The sequence below is a fragment of the Nonomuraea sp. NPDC005501 genome (genome assembly GCF_040605905.1).
GTDB lineage: Bacteria > Actinomycetota > Actinomycetes > Streptosporangiales > Streptosporangiaceae > Nonomuraea.
The window spans coordinates 25,572-42,910 of record NZ_JBEXDT010000022.1 but is presented as its reverse complement, the minus strand read 5'-3'; the positions used below and the strand labels follow the sequence as shown (position 1 = coordinate 42,910).

Genomic DNA, 17,339 nt, shown 5'->3' with positions numbered 1-17,339 from the left:
CTCCTGTGTCGTCACCGTCGGGCGGCACGACCATCCCCGGCGGCGTGCCACGCCTCCGAGGAATGATCGCCTCCACGGGCCGCCTGCCGGTAGAGGGCAGCGGCCGATCGGCATCCGAGTATCCAGTACGCCGGCAGGCCGCGGTCATCCGGCCTCAGGTCGCCGCCCGGAGTCAGGCCGCCGCCGACACCGCCGAGCACGCCTCCTCGACCGACGAGGCCGTCTCGAAGTGACGGTCGAGGTTGGTGATGGTGAGGAGGTGGCTGATCATGCCGTCCGCCAGCACGAGGATGAGTCTGCCATGTACGTGGTGAACATGGTTGAACGCGCTCACCAGAACGCCGAGCCCTACCGAATCGCAGAACGGGACCGCTGTCAGGTCGATGACCACGTTGCTTGAGTCGGTCCTGGTGAGGATGTGGTCCAGCTCCGCCCGCAGACGCGGGGCTCCGGCCACGTCGAGATCACCGACAACGCGCACAACCGTGCAGAGGTCCTCCCGCCAGTACTTGACCACCATGACGGTCCAGTGCCCGTTGTTAGGATACTTATACCTATTTCTTGCATATGTTCTGAGTTGCCGTTTTCGCAGTCGGTGTAGCGGTTGACGTGGGCTTCACCCCTGGGGTTGCCGTCTGGGCCGGTTTCGAGATCTTCGGCTGGTCGCTGCCCACGATGACCTCGACGCCCTTGACATCCGCCGCCTCGCGCAGCTCCGCCCCGGGGATCGCGGCGGCGACGGTGCGGGCGGAGTCCTCGCGGTCGGCGGCGTAGCGGATGACCGTCTTCTTGTAGTCCTTGCGCGGGGTGTTGCCCGGCTGGTCCGGCACGCGGAACCCGGCCGCCACCAGCGCCTCCTTCGTCCGGGCGCCCAGACCCGTGACGAGCGTGCCGTTCTTGACCGTGACCGCGATGCGCTCCGGCGGGATCGCCTCGCCGGCCGGCTTGGCGGTGGCGCTCGCCGAGGAGGAGGCGGAGGGCGAGGGGCTGGGCTTGACCAGGTCCTCGTCGGCGCCGATCCGCCGGAACAGCTCGCGCGCCGCCGTCTCGTCCCACAGCACCGCCGACTCGCCGGTCGGCGCCTTGAAGTCCACGTTCTTCAACGGCACGTCCGCGAACGCGACGTCGTCCAGCGAGACGTCGCGCATCTGCGTGGCCAGCCCCATCAGCCCGTCGTCGGGATCGACCTTGATCGTGCGCAGCGTGGAGTCGACGAACCCGGCCAGCTTGGCCGGGTTGGCCAGCGTGCCGGCGCTGAGGGCGCGGTTCAGCAGCGCGGAGATGACCTGCTGCTGCCGGTCGATGCGGTCGAGGTCGGAGCGGGCCGTGGCGCGGGTGCGGGCGTAGCCGAGCGCCTGAGCGCCGTGCAGCTCGTGGGTCCCGGCGGTGAGCGTGAGCCCCGCCTTGGGGTCGTTGATGGCGACCGGGGTGCACACCGTGACGCCGCCGAGCGCGTCCACGACGTCGATGAAGCCGAGGACGTTCACCTCGATGTAGCGGTTGATGGACAGTCCCGTTACCTGCTCCACGGTCTGCTTGGCGAGCTTCGGCCCGCCGAACTGGTACGCGGAGTTGATCTTGTGCTGGCCTTTGCCGGGGATGGTCGTCCAGGTGTCGCGGGGGAGGCTCACGACGGTCACCTTGCTGTGGTCCTCGGACAGGTGGATGACCATCATCGTGTCGGTCCGCTGCCCGACCTCACGGCCGAGCTTGAGCTGGTTCTGCTGCTTACGGGTGAGGTCGTCGCGCTTGTCGACGCCGACGAGCAGGACGTTCATCGCGCCGCGGGACACCGGCTCGGTCACGCCCGCGTCGACCGTGCCGATCTGCCTGGGGGTCGCCCACACCACGCCGGTGCCGACCAGCACCCCGGCCGACAACAGGCCGGACAGGATCAGGTTGCGCCGACGCGCCCGGGCGCCGCGTCCTTGCCTGCGTTTACGACCTGGCGCGAGCCTGACGCCGCCGTAGGCGTCTCCGCCCACATGCACCCCAGCGTCCTCCTCGCCCGGGTCGCGCATCCCGTCCCCCTCATGTGCCGCCGCGAGGATCGGGCCTTCGATTGCCCTCCTCCCCTGCCCGTACAGTAGCGTGAGCCCCGCCATGAAGCAGTTCCCCGACTCGCCGCACGCGCCAGCGGAGACCCGAAGCTGGCCGCCCATCTCCGTCGTCATGCCGGTCCTCAACGAGGAGCGGCATCTTCGCGAGGCCGTCCACCAGATCCTCGCCCAGAGCTATCCGGGCGAGATCGAGGTCATCCTCGCCGTGGGACCCTCCCAAGACCGCACCCAGGAGGTCGCCGACGCCATCGCGGCGGCCGACCGGCGGGTCGTCGTGGTGCCCAACCCGACGGGCCGCACGCCCAACGCGCTCAACGCCGCCATCGCGGCCTCGCGCAACGGCATCGTCGCCCGGGTCGACGGGCACGCCATGCTGCCGCCCGACTACCTGCGGGTGGCGGTCGAGACGTTGGAGGAGACCGGCGCCGACAACGTGGGTGGCGTCATGGCTGCCGAGGGCGTGACCGCCTTCGAGCAGGCCGTCGCCTGCGCCATGACCTCCAAGATCGGCGTCGGCGCCGCGGCCTTCCACGTGGGCGGCACGGCCGGCCCGGCCGACACGGTCTACCTGGGCGTGTTCCGTCGCTCCGCGCTCGACCGTGTCGGCGGCTACGACGAGCACTTCCAGCGCGCCCAGGACTGGGAGATGAACCACCGCATCCGCCAGAGCGGCGGCCTGGTGTGGTTCCAGCCGCGCATGCGGGTGTCCTACCGGCCCCGGCCCAACGTCAAGGCGCTGGCCAAGCAGTACTTCCACTACGGCCGCTGGCGCCGCGTCGTCTCGCGCACCCACGAGGGCACGATCAACCTGCGCTACCTCGCGCCGCCCGCCGCCGTGCTGGCCATCGCGCTCGGGCTGGTCGTCTCGCCGTTCTTCCCGCTCGGGCTGGTGATCCCGGGCGGTTACGCGCTGGCCATCGTGGTCGGCTCGGTGCTGACGGGCAGCGGCCATCCGGCGGCGGTCAAGGCGAAACTGCCGCTGGTGTACGCCACCATGCACCTCTCGTGGGGCTGGGGCTTCCTGACCAGCCCCCGCAAGCTGGCCCGCCCGTCGCCCCAGCAGGGCCACCTGGCGCTGCACTGACGACCGCCACGGGCGCGCGCACCACGAGGTGACACGCGCCCGTACGGGGCCGTCCGCGCCCCGTACGAGCCGGTCCGTGCCGTACGGATGGCCGGGCGCTCGCGGAGGGCGTCAGCCGTCGCCGAGTGAGAGGGCGTCACCGTCCCCGAGTGAGAGGGCGTCAGCCGTCCCCGAGTGACGGGTCCACGACCTGGCCCGTGAGGCCCGACGCCAGCACGGCCAGCGACGCCCGCGCCGCTTCGCCCGCCGTCCCGCCGGCGGTGACGCAGTTGACCCGCACGCCCTCGACGGCCCACTCGGCGGCCAGGGACCGGGCGAGCGCGGTCACCGCCGCCCCGGCCGGCGCCCGCAGCGCGTCCCCCGGGCCCGGCACCGCCCCCGCCGCGTCCACCATGCCGGTGGGGTCCGGCGGCGCCGGGGCCCGCAGGAGCAGCCCCCCGCCGCTCTCCCGCAGGCGCGGGTACGCCGCTCGCGCCACGTTGACCGGCCCCAGGTAGCCGGACACCGCCGCTTCGGCCACGCTCTCGTCCGTGGCGTCCACGAGGCTCCCCGCCCGTCCCGGGGACACGGCCAGGACCAGGTGGTCGATCCGCCCCACCCCGGCCAGGGCCTTGGCCACGGCGGCATGGTCGTCCAGCCGCAGCCCGTCCCGCTCGCGGGACAGGACCCGCACCACCGCGCCGTGCCCGGCGGCCAGCTCGGCCAGCTCCGCCGCCACCCGCGCGTCCGCGCCTTCAGGACCTGCGCCCCCCGGACCCGCCCCCGCGTCGAGCACCACCACGGTCCGCCCCGCCAGCGCCGCCCGCAGGCCCGCCTCCGGCACCACCGGCACCGGCGACGTCGCGAGGAGGCCGGCCGCGATCCGCGCGTCCACCGGATGAGTGATCTTCAGGTTGCGCTCGCTGCCCGGCACGATGTGGATGGGCACGTCCGGCAGGTACCGCAGCACCACCCCGCAGTCGTCCGTCGCCGGCCGGCTGCCGAAGTCCGGGTCCGCCAGCGCCCGCTCGTACGCCTCCCTGATGACCGACAGCCGGAAGCACTGCGGCGTCTGCGCGCGCCGCAGCCGCGACCGGTCCAGAACCTCCGCAATGGTCTCCCCGGCCGGGCCCGGATCGACCGTGAAGACGGTGTCGGAGCTGGGGATCGCCACCTCGACGGCCCGGTGGGTCCGCAGGGCCCGCACACAGTCCGTGATGATCCGGGGCTCCAGCAGGGGCCGGACGGCGTCGTGCAGCAGCACGTCGCACTCCTCCGTGCCGATCGCCTGGAGCGCCCGCCAGGTGCTCTCCGTGCGGCTCGCCCCGCCCTCGACGACCTGGCTGACCTTACGGAACCCGGCGCGCCCGACCAGCTCCCTCGCCTCGTCCGCGAGGCCCGGCGTCATCAGCACCACGACCTCGTCGATGTCGGGGGAGCCGTCGAACAGGGCGATCGTGTGCTCCAGGATCGTCCGCCCGGCGATCGTGGCGAGCTGCTTGGGCCGCCCGAGCCCCATCCGCTGCCCCACTCCGCCCGCCAGAACGACCCCGACGGCGCGCAACCCAGAATCCATACCCGGAGCGTAACGGTCTGGGTCCGTGATATCCCGTCGCCCTGTCGCTACGCTGAGTCCACGCACTCCCTCACTACCGGGAGGACCTGCGCTTTGACCGACTCCTTGACCCGCGCGAGCTCGGCCGCCTCGGTGGTCCTGCTCGCCACGACTCCGGCATGCAGGCTCTCCTGCGCGGACGGCACACTGCTCGACCGGCTCGGCGACCAGCTCGCGACGCTCTCCGTCCGCGACGTACAGGTGCTGACGCCAGGCGGTGCGCTGCTCACGCACGGAGAGCGGCCCGACGCGGAGCATGCCGAAAACGCCGGAGGGCTCGGCGCCGACCTGCGGGCCGTGGCCAAGCTGGCCCGCGGCTCGACCGGCGCCGTCGTCGTGCTGCCCGCCGACCTCGTCGCCCACACCGACGCGCTGGGGCTGCTGCTCCAGCACCCCGCGCGCGGCTCCGCCGCGCTCGTCTCGTCCGACGCGGACGGCGGGCCGCTGCGCCCGCCCGTACGGGTGGAGGGCGGCCGGGTGGTCGCCGCGGGCAGCTCCTTCCACACGGTTCCGCAGGCCAACGCCACCTTCCGCGGCGTGCTGCAGGCGGGCGAGGGCGACCTCGCCTCGCTCGCCGACGTCGCGGAGGAGCTGGCCGACCTCGCCGAGAGCGGGCGGCTCGGCCCGGTCAGCACCATCGAGGCCGTGGACCTGCTCCTGGTGGGCATGGTCAGGGCCGGCGCGCGGGTCCGCGCCGCCCGGCTCGGCCGGTTGCACGCCGACCGGGTGACCGGGCAGTCCACCTGCGACGGCGCGATGGCCCGCCTCGCGGAGGTGGACGAGGACCAGGTGCGCCTCGACACCGCGATCAAGGACCGCGACGGCTTCTTCACCACGTTCTTCGTCTCCACCTGGTCACGCCATCTGGTGCGCCCCGCGGCCCGGCTCAAGCTCACGCCCAACACCGTCACGGGCTGCTCCGTCGCCCTGGCCGTCCTCGCGGCGGTCTGGTTCTCGGCCGGCACGCGCGGCGGGCAGGTGGCGGGGGCCGCGCTGGTCTACCTGTCGTTCGTGCTCGACTGCCTGGACGGCCAGCTCGCCCGCTACACCCGCGCGTTCACCCCGCTCGGGGCGTGGGCGGACGGGATGGCCGACCGGCTGAAGGAGTACGTCGTCTACGCCGGTCTGGCGCTCGGCTACGCCGACGGCCTGCCGTGGCAGAACGGCGGACCCGACGGCATCTGGTACCTCGCCATCGCCGCGATGATCCTCCAGGTCGTCCGGCACGCGATCGACTTCGCGTTCGGGGGATCGGTGGCGGACGCCAACCGCATCGGCGCGATGTGGGCCAAGCCGGTGCGCTCGCTGCTGGAGGAGACCGACGGGCGGGCCGGCGCTCCCGCGCCTGGAGTGCTGGGCATCGCCCACCGGCTGGAGCGCGACTCGATCGTCCGCTGGGCGAAGAAGATGATCGTCCTGCCCATCGGCGAGCGGATGGCGCTGATCGCCGTGACCGCCGCGCTGTTCAACGCCCGCGTGACGTTCGCGGCGCTCATCACCTGGGGCAGCGTCGCGGCCCTCTACCAGCTCACCGGGCGGATCGCGAGGTCGACGCGATGATCACCGTGCACATGACACCGGTGCCGAGGAGCACGGTCGTCGCCTACCGCGACGACGGGTCGCTCTCGCGCGGCATGGGCGCGCTCGTGGCGGGCCAGCTCCCGCCGCTGCCGCCGGTCGTCGCGGGCGCGTTCGTCACCGGCGTGCTGCTGATGCTGGGCGTGGCCGGCAGCGACGGGCTGGCGCTCTTCGCGCCGGCCGTGACGCTGCTGCTGGCCGGGCCGGGCAGCTCCCACCCGCACGACGGCCGCTTCGACTGGCTGGTGCCGCCGATCCTGCGGGTGATCGAGTACTCCTTCGTCGCCGCCTGCGGGTTCGCCCACGGCGTCCATCCGGTGCTGATCGTGGTGCTGCTGGGCGCGCTCGCCTTCCACCACTACGACCTGGTGTACCGGCTGCGGCAGCGGGTCTACCCGCCGCCGTGGCTGTCCAAGTTCGGGCTCGGGTGGGAGGGGCGGATGCTGGTCATCGCGCTGGCGGGCGTCGCCGGCGTGATGACGTTCGGTTACGCGCTCCTCGCGCTCTACCTGTGGGGCCTGTTCGCGTGGGAGAGCCTCACCTGCTGGCTCGCCGCGCCCCGCTCCGGACCGGAGCCCGCGCCCGAGGTGGCCGACATGGGAACACAAGACTGACGCCGGATTACCCGCACAGGGCCCAAAGCCAACTAACCTTTGGGCCTACGGTGGTGCGCGTCCGGCGACCCACCACGTGACGGAGTCCGTGCGTACGGTGGGGCGCGTTCAGCGACCCGCCGCGGGGACGGGGTCCGTCCGTACGGAGTCATGCTCGACTGAGGAGTGCACGTTGCTGGGAATGGTGCTGGCCGCTGGAGCCGGAAGACGTCTGCGGCCGTACACCGACACGCTGCCCAAGGCTCTCGTGCCGGTCGACGGCGAGACGACGATCATGGACATCGCGCTGCGCAACCTCGCCGAGGTGGACCTGCGCGAGGTCGTGGTCGTCGTGGGATACGCCGCCCAGGCGGTGCACGAGCGCAAGGAGGAGCTGGAGCGGCGCCACGGCGTCAAGCTCACCCTCGTGCACAACGACAAGGCCGAGGAGTGGAACAACGCCTACTCCCTGTGGTGCGCCCGCGAGTACTTCGCGCAGGGCGCGCTGCTCGTCAACGGCGACACCGTCCACCCCGTCTCGGTCGAGAAGACGCTCCTGTCGGCTCCCGAGACCAGCGACATCCTGCTCGCGGTCGACGACGTGAAGAAGCTGGCCGACGAGGAGATGAAGGTCACCCTCGACGGCGGCGCGGTCAAGCGGATCACCAAGCTCATGGACCCGGCCGAGGCGTACGGCGAGTACATCGGGGCGACGCTGATCCGGCCGGGCGCCGCCGAACGGCTCGCCGACGCGCTGCGCGCCACGTTCGAGCGCGACCCGCAGCTCTACTACGAGGACGGCTACCAGGAGATGATCGAGCGCGGCGAGGGCATCCACGTCGCGCCGATCGGCGAGGTCGACTGGGTCGAGGTGGACAACCACGACGACCTGGCCAAGGCCCGCACCATCGCCGTCCGCTACTGAGGGGGCCTGGATGCCGCTTCCAGCCGCTCCTGAGGGGGCCGCATGCCGCTGCTAGCGCGGATGCTGCCGGCGCCGCTGACCATGGAGGTCAGACGGGGCGCGGTGGCGCAGCTCGGCGCGCTGCTCGCCGACAGCCGGGTGGCGACCTCCGGCCGTGTCGCGGTGGCGGTCGGGCCGGGCCAGGGCGACCACATCGAGGGCCTGATCGCGCCCACGCTCGACGAGGCCGAGGTGTTCCGGGTCGCCGACGGGTCGGTCGAGGCCGCCGTCTCGCTCGGCGCCGACCTGCGTAAGGGCGCCTACGAGGTGGTCGTGGGCGTCGGCGGCGGGCGCACGATCGACGCGACGAAGTACGCCGCCTCCCTGGCGGGCATCCCGATGGTCGCCGTGGCCACCAACCTGTCCCACGACGGCATCTGCTCCCCGACGGCCTCGCTGACGTACGAGGGCGGCAAGGGCTCCTTCGGCGTGCCGATGCCGCTGGCGATCCTGGTGGACCTCGACTTCGTGCACAACGCGCCGGAGTCGCTGGTCCGCTCGGGCGTGGGGGACGTGGTGAGCAACCTGTCGGCCATCGACGACTGGATCCTCAGCAACGTCGAGCGCGGCGAGCCGATCGACGGCCTGGCCTGCTCGATGGCGCGCACCTCCGCCGAGGCGCTGATCGGCCGCCCCGACTCGATCGAGTCCGACGCGTTCCTGACGGTCCTCGCCGAATCCCTGATCCTGTCGGGGATGTCGATGGTGATCGCCGGGTCCTCACGTCCTTCGAGCGGCGGCGACCATGAGATCCTTCATGCCGTGGACCAACTCTTCCCGGGCACCTCCAACCACGGCGAGCTCGCCGGCATCGGTGCCGCCTTCTGCTTCTTCCTCAGGGAGGATGACGCCCGGCTCGCGCAGGTGACGGGCTGCCTGCGCCGGCACCAGCTGCCCGTGTCGCCGGCCGAGATCGGGCTGAGCACGGAGCAGTTCGCCGAGGCCGTCGCGCTGGCCCCCGCCACGCGTCCCGGCCGCTACACGATCCTGGAGCACCTTCGCATGGGGGAGTCCGAGATCCGCGATCGGGTGGAGGACTATGTCCGGGCCTTCGGTAGCTGAGCTGCGGCGGGTGGCCCAGCCGGCGGGCCACCTGGAGCGCAGGAACGGCGAGCACTGGGCAGGCGTGCTCTACATGCGCCGGATGTCCATCTACGTCACCTGGCTGATGACCAAGACGCCCGTCACGCCCAACCAGCTCACCTGGGTGATGACGCTGGCGGGGGTCGCGGCCGGGGTCGTGCTGGCGCTGCCGGGGTTCTGGGCCGTCGTGGTGGCCGCCCTGCTCGTGCAGGTCTACCTGCTGCTCGACTGCTCCGACGGCGAGCTGGCCCGCTGGACCGGCAAGACCTCGCTGACCGGCGTCTACCTGGACCGCGTCGGCGCCTACTTCACCGAGGCCGCGGTGCTCGTCGGCCTCGGCTGGCGGGTCTCGGCCGTCCTGCCCGACTGGTACACCGTGCTGGGGGTCGCCGCCGCGCTCGGCGCGATCCTCATCAAGGCCGAGACCGACCTCGTGGACGTGGCGCGGGCCAAGGGCGGCCTGCCGGCCGCCACCGAGGCGTCCGTGGCGCAGTTCCGCTCCGGGTTGCTGGGACTGGGCAGGCGGGTGCTGGGGGCCACGAAGTTCCACCGCATCGTGCAGCCGATCGAGCTTTCGCTGCTCGTCGTGGTGACCACGGTGATCGACATGGTGATCGGCGGCTTCACGGCCACCCGGGTGCTGCTCGTCGCCTGCTTCGTGGCGGCCTGCCTCCAGGTCGTGCTCCATCTGGTCAGCATCATGGCGTCGAGGCGGCTTGCTTGATCAGAAGCCCGGAACCGGTTGCCCGTCTCGGCCGTCGTATAGATCGGACCTCCGTCGTTCGGCGGGGGTTCACGACCGGTTCCGATACGCTTAGCCCCACCAACATCAGGACCATGCGACCAGCAGACTCGGTGATCATGAAAGAATGCTCCGCTCGTGCTCTCAACGCGTCAGGACGATGATTCGTTGAAGATCTCGTGCGTCATCCTCACCATGGGCAACCGGGTCGCGGAGCTGAACCGGGCGGTCGAGTCCGCGCTCAACCAGATCGACGGCGACGTCGAAGTGGTGATCGTCGGCAACGGCGCCGACGTGCCCGAGGTGTCGGCGACGCCACCCGAGGGCTCGGCCGCGATCGTCAAGACGATCCGGCTCGACCGCAACACCGGCATCCCGGCCGGCCGCAACCGCGGCGTCGAGGAGTGCTCCGGCGACGTCGTGCTGTTCCTCGACGACGACGGCTGGTACGCCAACCAGAAGGTCGTCTCGCACGTGCGCGACCGGTTCGCCACCGAGCCCGACCTCGCCGTCATCTCGTTCCGCGTGATGGACCCCGAGGGCGGCACCGGCCAGCGCCGCCACGTTCCCCGGCTGCGCGCGGGCGATCCCGAGCGGTCCTCGCCGGTCACCACGTTCCTCGGCGGCGCCTCGGCCATCAGGCGCTCGGCCTTCCTCCAGGTGGGCGGGCTGCCCGAGCGGTTCTTCTACGCCCACGAGGAGACCGACCTGGCCTGGCGGCTGCTCGGCGAGGGCTACCGGATCGAGTACGACGCCGAGACGGTCATGTACCACCCGCAGGTCCCGCCGACCCGGCACTCCGACTTCCACCGGCTCAACGCCCGCAACCGGGTCTGGCTGGCCCGCCGCAACCTGCCGTGGCCGCTGGCGGCCCTCTACCTGCTCGACTGGATCGTGCTGACCGTGATCCGCGAGCGCGGCTCCTCCGAGGCGCTGAAGGCGTGGTTCGCCGGCTTCCTCGAAGGGCTGCGCACGTCCGCCGGCGAGCGCCGTCCGATGGCGTGGCGGACCGCCTGGCGCATGGTGAAGCTCGGCCGCCCCCCGATCGTCTGACCAGCCCTCCGGCCCGTCCGGAGGCACGGTCCGCCTAGGGGTTGAGCGCCTCGCCGAAGGTCATCTCCACCCGCGCCACCGTGGTCGAGGTCAGGGCCCGCTTGGGCAGGCCCAGCTCGCTCAGCTCCTTGGCGATGGGGTGGTTGCCGAGCCGGATCAGCGCCCCGCCCGGCCGTACCCTGACCCCTCGCGGACGCACCGACCAGGGCACGCGCCGCGTCAGCCCGTCGCGGTGCGTGTAGGCGTCGAGCGGCGTCATGGGCCCCGAACCGGGCACGGGCAGGCCCGGCCGGAGCAGCAGGTCGAGCACCAGCCGGCCGTCCTTGCGCACGATGCAGCGCTTGTACGGCGACGCCAGCCGCAGCTCGATGTCCGCCAGCTCCTTCGGGAACCCCCAGATCGACCGCCCGGCCTCCAGCGTGAACCGCTGGTCCACCGGCAGCCAGTGGATGAACACGCCCGCCTGCCTCAGGTCGGCCAGCCCGGCCGACCCCGCCACGCCCGGCGGCCTGACCATGAAGGCCATGCCGAACTCGTGGTACTGATCGAGGTCGCCGTCGCGGTAGTCGACGAACGTCAGCACGCAGACGGCCTTGCCCGGGAACACCTCGGCCACGTCCAGCCCGGAATAGGCGATCACCGCCCGGGCCGCGTCGGCCCGCACGGGGAACATCGCGCTGCAGACGGTCGCGTCTCTCACCTCGACAGGCATGCTGACCGTACGCCCTTGGATCACATGCGATGCCATGCGTCCAGTACATCAACCGGAAAGCGATGTGACCATTCCCGGGCGGGCCCCGTCTGTGCTGATGTGACCATTCTGACCACGCGGAGGCTGTCATCGAGGAGCTCTACCGCGAGCACTGGGCGCTCGTGTGCGGGTTCCTGCTGCGCCGCACCCGCGATCCCCATCTCGCCGAGGATCTCGCCCAGGAGACGTTCGTCAAGGCGACCCGGGCCCTGCTCGGCTGGCGCGGCGAGAACCCGGCCGCCTGGCTGCTCACGATCGCCCGCAACGTGCTCATCGACCACGTCCGGCGCTCCCGCCGGGAGCTCGCCTTACCCGACGCCGACGAGCTCGGCGTGCCGCCGTTGCACGTCGACGCCCTGGAGGTGCGCGACGCCCTCGACCGGCTGCCGGAGCGGCACCGCAGGCTGCTCACGCTGGTCTACCTCGAAGGCTTCTCGCTGGTGGAGGTGGCCACGATGACCGGCACCAAGCACGCGACGATCAAGACCGCGGTGTGGCGCGCGCGGGCCGCGTTCGCCGAGACGTACGGAGTCGAGAAAAGCGGAGGAGTGCGATGAACGAGGACGAGCCGCTGCTGGAGCTGCCGGACTTCGACCCCAGGGCGACCCGCAGGTCGGTGCGCCGGGGGATCGTCAGGACGGCGACGGTGGTGCTGGCCGTGCTGGTGGCGGTCGTGCTCGTCGCGACGCTCGGCTCGGCGGCGGTGCAGAAGCGCGGCGATCGGGAGAGGCGCATGTGGGACGTGCTCGGCACGGCCTTCAAGATCTACAACCCGGCGTACGCCATCGACGTCGTGGGCTGCTGCGAGACCACGCCCTGGTCCATGTCGCTCACCGTCGGCGCCCGCCAGAGGCGCGCCCAGGGCGGCTTCGAGGGCGGCGACGGCGGCTTCTACACCATCACCCAGGACTTCTTCGGCCGGGTCGGCCGGCTGCCGCTCGGCAACTACGCCAACACCCGGCTCAGCACCTCGCTGGCCAACGTCGGCACCCGGCTCCAGTCGAAGGAGGGCGTGCGCACGGTGCTCGCGAGGCTGCCCGAGGACCTCAACGCGATGGCCGTCATCGAGTTCGCCAAGCCGATGACACCCGCCGAGTTCGGCGCGTTCGGCCACGGGTGTGATGGGAGGGTGGTCTACGAGCGGCGTCCCGGTTCGGTCCCGATCACCTGGGGCAGCACCACCTATGACCGGGCCTTTCCGGACGAGGACATGGACCTGCCCTGCGAGAAGGAGCCCGCACAGGAGCTGGAGCACTTCCGCCGCTGGGTAGCCATGCTGCACGACTACGACGAGGCGAACCTGCGCCGCTTCGACCTGTCCCTGGCCCGGCTGCGCAAGGTGGCGGCCGACGGTCTGGTGTACGCCTACGTGGACGAGATGGTGACGGTCAAGGATCTGCGCAAGCTCATCGAGGACCCGCGGGTGCGTACCGTCCGGCTGGCGGACGTGGCCTTCGACCTCGAGCGGGCGCGTTAGGCCGTCCGCGAGACAGGTGCCTTGGCGGCACGGCTCCGGACCGGGGCGGTGAGCCCGGCCCACGCCTCCATCCGGGCCACGAACGCCGGCGCCTGGTCCGGCCAGTGGTGCCGCAGCCGGGCCTCCGCGTGACCGCGCGCGCCGTGCGCGACCCGCCGTGCCGGGTCCTCCTTGAGGTCCAGAACGGCGTCCACGATCGCGTCCACGTTCAGCGGCACCACGATCCCGCAGCCGACTCCCTCCACCAGCGGTGCCGCCTGCGGCGTGGTGATCACAGGCAACCCGCGGCCCATGTAGTCGAGGACCTTGGTGGGCACCCCCGTGACCGTCTCGGCGGTCAGGGAGAGGCCGGCGAGGGCGCCCTCGGCCATCCGCAGGGCGTGCCGGTTCGGGACGTGGCCGTACCAGTCGAGCAGCCCGACCCGCTGGGCGTCGCGCAGCAGCGGGCGGACGCCCGGCTCGGCGGCGCCGATCAGCTCCATCCGGATGCCGTGCGGCGCCAGCCGCTCGGCCAGCCGGATGAGCTCCGCCAGGCCGCGCTCGGCCGAGAGCCGGCCGAGGTGGACCACCCGGGTGTCGCCGGGAACGGGCGGGTTCGGGGACACCACGGTCGCCTCCGGCACCACGGAGGAGGAGCAGACGTGGTACCGCCGCTCCGCCCGTGCCAGCCGCCGGGGGGCGACGGGCTCACGCACGTCCCACACGACCGGTGGGCGGCGGTGCGGCAGCAGGCGCAGCAGCGCGTGGTCGTGGACCAGCAGCAGGTCCGCGCCGCGCAGGCCGCGCCTGAGCCCGGCGGCGGCCCGGCCGAAGTGCCCGCCGTACGGCACGTCGACGGGGTCGAGGCCCATCGGCGGCGTGACGTTGAAATAGGTGAACGGCGCGACGTAGGTCACCTTGTGGCCCGCGTCGAGCAGCGCCCTGATCTGCCGGTGCATGATCCGGGCGTCCTCGGGATGGTGGACGGTGGTGGCTACGCATACCCGCATGCGTAGATGCTCGGTGCTGACCAGGTCGATGACGTTAATGCGGGTCGAACTACCGCTTAACTTCCAGATGGGCGCCGATACAACCAGGTCAGGCGCGGCTCCAGCACCCACTTGAACACCGTGCGGGTCTCCGGCAGGCACAGCACGATGGCCAGCGCGAAGCAGCTCGAACTGATCGCCAGCACGCCGAGCGGGCCGTGCAGCCAGGGCAGCTCCAGCCAGCCCATCTCCTTGGCGATGAGCACCGGGATGCCGTGCAGCAGGTAGCAGTACAGGGTGCGGGTGCCCAGGTCGGAGTACCACGTCTCGCGCCGGGGCACGAGCGCGAGCACCGCCAGGCACACGGCGAGCGAGCAGACGAGCAGACCCATGCGCACGCCGAGGCCCATCCACCAGGACAGGTCCATGTCCGCGTAGCTGTGCTTGAAGTAGAACGGCTTGAGCGTCGCCTTCGGTGCGATGTAGATGGCGACCGCGGCGGCGGCGGCCAGCACGCCCACGGAGACGATCTTGATCCAGCGCCGGTTGAGCAGCTCGAAGTGCTCGGGCTGCATGACCAGGCCGATGACGAAGAACGGCATGAGGCCGAAGAAGCGGTCCATGCTGAAGTCGCCGGAGATCTGCGAGAACCCGGCGAACAGGTAGATGGCGATGGCCACCGGCACCGGGTACTTCATCCGCTTCCACACCGGAGTGGACAGCCGCCAGAACAGCAGCGCCAGGAGGTACCAGTTGAGCCAGGCCGGGTCGATGATCGTCAGCGACCACTTCTGGCCCAGCGCGGACCGCAGCACCGCGTAGCCGACCTCCACGATGACGTACGGCACGACGAACGTGTCGACGAGCTTGTTCGTCTTCGCGTTGGAGTTCCAGAAGTTGCGGGACAGGTAGCCGCTGATGACCACGAACAGCGGCATGTGGAAGACGTAGATGAAGATGTACGCGGCGCGTGAGGAGTCGGCGTCGAGCGTCGGCACCAGCGAGTGGCCGATGGGCACCAGGGCGATCAGGAGGAACTTGACGTTGTCGAGGTAAGGGTCGCGCTTGCGGCGGGGCGGCTCGGGCTGCTGCAAGGGCGCGCCCTGCGCCTGGGGCGCCTCGGCCACCGCCGTCACCGGCGCCGCCTGATCACCCGGAGCCGCCTTCGGGGCGCTGGGAGGAGCGCTCGGGGTCCGGGGAGCCGTCCTCGGCGGGTCCGTGGCGGGCGGCGCGGCGCCGAGGGCCGGCGGGTCGGGGCGGACACCGTGGGGGTCGGTCTGCTCGCTCCAGAACGTCTCCTCCGGCAGCGGCCAGCTGGCTCCCGTGCTCGCGGGGCCGGCGGCCTCGCCGGGACCCCCGGGAGCCGGGGGAGTGGTGACCGGGGCGGACGGCTTGGTCTCAGACACTACGGAGTCGCTCAGCTTCGCTCGGGGCCGGGGGAACGCGACGGCCGCCACGCCTTACTGACGCCCTGACGGCGGAGGACGAGCGGTGTCGCCGACCCGCACCACGATATCCCGGCCAGGACGGTCCTGTCTCTCGACACGCATCCGAAAGCCCGCTTACACAGGGAACTCGGAGGTCACGTGCAGACGTTCTTCTGGTCCGCGGCGACGATGGTGCTGTTCTTGACGCTGTCAGGAAGCTTCTCGACCTTGACCGTCTGGAAGTCCTCGCCGACGATCAGCTGGATCACCGGCGTGCCCGCGGCCTTGGCGCCGCCCGAGGGCAGCGCGACCGGCGAGGTGTAGACGTCCGTGGTCGTGGGCCTGATCTTGCCGGCCGTGGGGGCGGGCTTGGGGACGACCATCCCGGCCAGCACGCCGGCGTAGTCGCCGCCGTCGGCGGCCTTCTTGGCGTAGCGGACCTCGGTCTTGGCCAGCGACTTGCCGTCGGGGGCCTGGTAGTTGCCCAGGCCGACGACCTTGAAGCCCTGCTTGCTGAGCTGGTCGGCGACGGTGCGGGCCCGGCCTGACGTGGTGGTGCCGTTGAGCACCTGGACCTGCACCTGCTCGGGCTTGAGCGCGACCTTGGGCGCGGTGCCGGTGCTGGTGGACGGCTCCGGCTTGGCCACCTCGATGTCGCTCTTGATGGCGTTGAACAGCTCGGTGGAGTCGGGCTCCTTCCACACGACCCGGTTCTTGTCCTCGGGGTCGGGGACCCACGGGATCGTGGTGAACTTGACGCCGTTCGCGGTGAGCTTCTCGGCGCTCTGGGCGATCTCCAGGAGCTTCCCGGTGTCGGCGGCCAGCGCGGGGTCCATGGTCACGGACTGGGCGGCGGCCTTGATGAAGCTGGTCAGCTTGGCGGGGTTGGTGAGCAGCTCGCCGCTGGTCGCCTTCGCCACGACCTTGCTGAGGAAGATCTGCTGGCGCTTGATGCGCTGGATGTCGCTGCCGTCGCCGTAGTGGCGCAGCCGCACGTAGCCGAGGGCCTGCTCGCCGTTCAGCAGGCTCTTGCCCGGGGGCAGCTTGAGCTTGGAGAACTTGTCGTCGACGCCGGACTTGAGGCAGATCTGGATGCCGCCGAGGGCGTTGACGATGTTCTTGAACCCGCTGAAGTCGACCTCGACGAAGTGGTCGATGCGGATGCCCGTGAGGGTCTCCAGCGTGGACATCGTGCAGGAGATGCCGCCGGAGCTGTAGGCGGCGTTGATCTGGCCGCGGTAGCCCGGCATCGGCTGCTTGGTGGTCTCGTTCTGGCAGGTGGGGATCTGCACCATCGAGTCACGGGGGAAGCTGATGAGCTGGGCCTTGTCGCGGTTGGGCGACAGGTGCAACAGGATGATCGTGTCGGTGCGCTTGCCGCCCGCGTCGGCGGTGCGGGCCAGTTTCTGGCCGTACTTCGCGTTGCCCTCGCCCGCGCGGGTGTCGGAGCCGACCAGGAGCACGTTGAGCGCGCCGGTGCTCGGCGGCCGCGGGGTGAGGATCTTGACGGGCTTCTGATGGATGTTGCCGAAGGCGTCGCGGTAGACCGTGTAGCCGGTCAGCGCGCCCGCGACCATCACCGTCGTGGCGCCGATGCTGATCCAGGCCAGGACGCGCATCTTGTTGACGCCGCCACCCTTGCCCGGAGCGGCCCGGCGGCCGCCGCGCGGAGGTTCGTCACCCGGCGGAGGGGGAGGCGGGGGGGACGCCGCCGCTCGGCGGGACATCCGGTGGCCGGGTTCTGCCGGGGCGACCCTGCGGTCCTGCACGGACACGCTCCTGTAGTCACTCATACGCCCCCTCGCCTGGTCTGTGCGCGCCTCACGCGTCGGCATGGTCGTTCTGCGCCACGAGACTAGGTCACGTACGGCGTACCCGTAGCCATGACCGGCGGAATTCGCCGTGACCCGGGCGTGATGTTATCGGCCAAGAGCATACTCAGAGCTAGACAATTCGTGGAATATC

General features: G+C 71.4%; 16 protein-coding genes. 9 read left to right on the top strand and 7 right to left on the bottom strand.

The genetic code is table 11. The features are described from left to right. Window positions 1-172 precede the first annotated feature (172 nt). Window positions 173-520 (bottom strand): STAS domain-containing protein, encoded by a 348-nt coding sequence (locus ABZS51_RS14185; protein ID WP_310708213.1) that lies wholly within the window; start codon window positions 518-520, stop codon window positions 173-175. Window positions 521-554: 34 nt separating this feature from the next. Next, entirely contained in the window at window positions 555-2,021 is a 1,467-nt protein-coding gene (locus tag ABZS51_RS14180) for an LCP family protein (RefSeq protein WP_355439981.1), read from the bottom strand. A gap of 82 nt (window positions 2,022-2,103) precedes the next feature. Between ABZS51_RS14180 and ABZS51_RS14175 the strand changes: the two genes are divergently transcribed. Next, window positions 2,104-3,144 (top strand): glycosyltransferase family 2 protein, encoded by a 1,041-nt coding sequence (locus tag ABZS51_RS14175; RefSeq protein WP_355439978.1) that lies wholly within the window; start codon window positions 2,104-2,106, stop codon window positions 3,142-3,144. Between the two features lie 160 nt (window positions 3,145-3,304). On the opposite strand, the gene ABZS51_RS14170 is transcribed toward ABZS51_RS14175, so the two are convergent. Continuing rightward, entirely contained in the window at window positions 3,305-4,699 is a 1,395-nt protein-coding gene (locus ABZS51_RS14170; protein WP_355439975.1) for a bifunctional cytidylyltransferase/SDR family oxidoreductase, read from the bottom strand. Between the two features lie 93 nt (window positions 4,700-4,792). Here ABZS51_RS14170 and ABZS51_RS14165 point away from each other — a divergent pair, with 93 nt between their 5' ends. The 6 genes from ABZS51_RS14165 (at window position 4,793) to ABZS51_RS14140 (ending at window position 10,751) form a co-directional block, all read left to right on the top strand. Beyond that, entirely contained in the window at window positions 4,793-6,298 is a 1,506-nt protein-coding gene (locus ABZS51_RS14165; protein WP_355439972.1) for a CDP-alcohol phosphatidyltransferase family protein, read from the top strand. Continuing rightward, complete coding sequence (locus tag ABZS51_RS14160; RefSeq protein ID WP_310708208.1) at window positions 6,295-6,930, top strand: DUF5941 domain-containing protein; 636 nt, start codon at window positions 6,295-6,297, stop codon at window positions 6,928-6,930. The genes ABZS51_RS14165 and ABZS51_RS14160 overlap by 4 nt, the downstream gene beginning before the upstream one ends. A gap of 172 nt (window positions 6,931-7,102) precedes the next feature. After that, entirely contained in the window at window positions 7,103-7,834 is a 732-nt protein-coding gene (locus ABZS51_RS14155) for a phosphocholine cytidylyltransferase family protein (protein WP_310708207.1), read from the top strand. 60 nt (window positions 7,835-7,894) lie between these two features. After that, entirely contained in the window at window positions 7,895-8,935 is a 1,041-nt protein-coding gene (locus tag ABZS51_RS14150; RefSeq protein WP_355440095.1) for an iron-containing alcohol dehydrogenase family protein, read from the top strand. Continuing rightward, complete coding sequence (locus tag ABZS51_RS14145) at window positions 8,913-9,680, top strand: CDP-alcohol phosphatidyltransferase family protein (protein WP_310708206.1); 768 nt, start codon at window positions 8,913-8,915, stop codon at window positions 9,678-9,680. The genes ABZS51_RS14150 and ABZS51_RS14145 overlap by 23 nt, the downstream gene beginning before the upstream one ends. A gap of 186 nt (window positions 9,681-9,866) precedes the next feature. Then, window positions 9,867-10,751, top strand: a complete 885-nt coding sequence (locus tag ABZS51_RS14140) for a glycosyltransferase (protein WP_310708205.1) — start codon at window positions 9,867-9,869, stop codon at window positions 10,749-10,751. Window positions 10,752-10,785: 34 nt separating this feature from the next. Here the strand turns inward: ABZS51_RS14140 and ABZS51_RS14135 are convergent, their stop codons facing one another. Next, entirely contained in the window at window positions 10,786-11,451 is a 666-nt protein-coding gene (locus ABZS51_RS14135; protein WP_355439965.1) for an acetoacetate decarboxylase family protein, read from the bottom strand. A 140-nt stretch (window positions 11,452-11,591) separates the two neighbouring features. On the opposite strand from ABZS51_RS14135, the gene ABZS51_RS14130 reads away from it, so the two are divergent. After that, a complete protein-coding gene (locus ABZS51_RS14130; RefSeq protein ID WP_355440092.1) occupies window positions 11,592-12,059 on the top strand; it encodes an RNA polymerase sigma factor in 468 nt (155 codons plus the stop codon). Then, a complete protein-coding gene (locus tag ABZS51_RS14125; protein WP_355439962.1) occupies window positions 12,056-12,979 on the top strand; it encodes a hypothetical protein in 924 nt (307 codons plus the stop codon). The genes ABZS51_RS14130 and ABZS51_RS14125 overlap by 4 nt, the downstream gene beginning before the upstream one ends. Here the strand turns inward: ABZS51_RS14125 and ABZS51_RS14120 are convergent. From ABZS51_RS14120 to ABZS51_RS14110, 3 genes are all read right to left on the bottom strand, one after another. Next, on the bottom strand, window positions 12,976-13,968 hold the full coding sequence (locus tag ABZS51_RS14120; protein ID WP_355439959.1) for a glycosyltransferase: 993 nt from the start codon (window positions 13,966-13,968) through the stop codon (window positions 12,976-12,978). The genes ABZS51_RS14125 and ABZS51_RS14120 overlap by 4 nt on opposite strands. A gap of 56 nt (window positions 13,969-14,024) precedes the next feature. Then, window positions 14,025-15,353: an acyltransferase family protein gene (locus ABZS51_RS14115; protein WP_355439956.1), complete on the bottom strand. Its 1,329-nt coding sequence runs from the start codon at window positions 15,351-15,353 to the stop codon at window positions 14,025-14,027. Window positions 15,354-15,529: 176 nt separating this feature from the next. Beyond that, window positions 15,530-17,167, bottom strand: coding sequence for an LCP family protein (locus ABZS51_RS14110; protein WP_355439953.1), 1,638 nt, complete (start codon window positions 17,165-17,167; stop codon window positions 15,530-15,532). Window positions 17,168-17,339 lie beyond the last annotated feature (172 nt).

Bases quoted from the DNA above. Each gene is read 5' to 3' on its own strand.
- ABZS51_RS14185 (WP_310708213.1), bottom strand. From the start codon at position 520: ATGGTGGTCAAGTACTGGCGGGAGGACCTCTGCACGGTTGTGCGCGTT.
- ABZS51_RS14180 (WP_355439981.1), bottom strand. From the start codon at position 2,021: ATGCGCGACCCGGGCGAGGAGGACGCTGGGGTGCATGTGGGCGGAGAC.
- ABZS51_RS14175 (WP_355439978.1), top strand. From the start codon at position 2,104: ATGAAGCAGTTCCCCGACTCGCCGCACGCGCCAGCGGAGACCCGAAGC.
- ABZS51_RS14170 (WP_355439975.1), bottom strand. From the start codon at position 4,699: ATGGATTCTGGGTTGCGCGCCGTCGGGGTCGTTCTGGCGGGCGGAGTG.
- ABZS51_RS14160 (WP_310708208.1), top strand. From the start codon at position 6,295: ATGATCACCGTGCACATGACACCGGTGCCGAGGAGCACGGTCGTCGCC.
- ABZS51_RS14150 (WP_355440095.1), top strand. From the start codon at position 7,895: ATGCTGCCGGCGCCGCTGACCATGGAGGTCAGACGGGGCGCGGTGGCG.
- ABZS51_RS14145 (WP_310708206.1), top strand. From the start codon at position 8,913: ATGTCCGGGCCTTCGGTAGCTGAGCTGCGGCGGGTGGCCCAGCCGGCG.
- ABZS51_RS14125 (WP_355439962.1), top strand. From the start codon at position 12,056: ATGAACGAGGACGAGCCGCTGCTGGAGCTGCCGGACTTCGACCCCAGG.
- ABZS51_RS14120 (WP_355439959.1), bottom strand. From the start codon at position 13,968: ATGCGGGTATGCGTAGCCACCACCGTCCACCATCCCGAGGACGCCCGG.
- ABZS51_RS14110 (WP_355439953.1), bottom strand. From the start codon at position 17,167: ATGAGTGACTACAGGAGCGTGTCCGTGCAGGACCGCAGGGTCGCCCCG.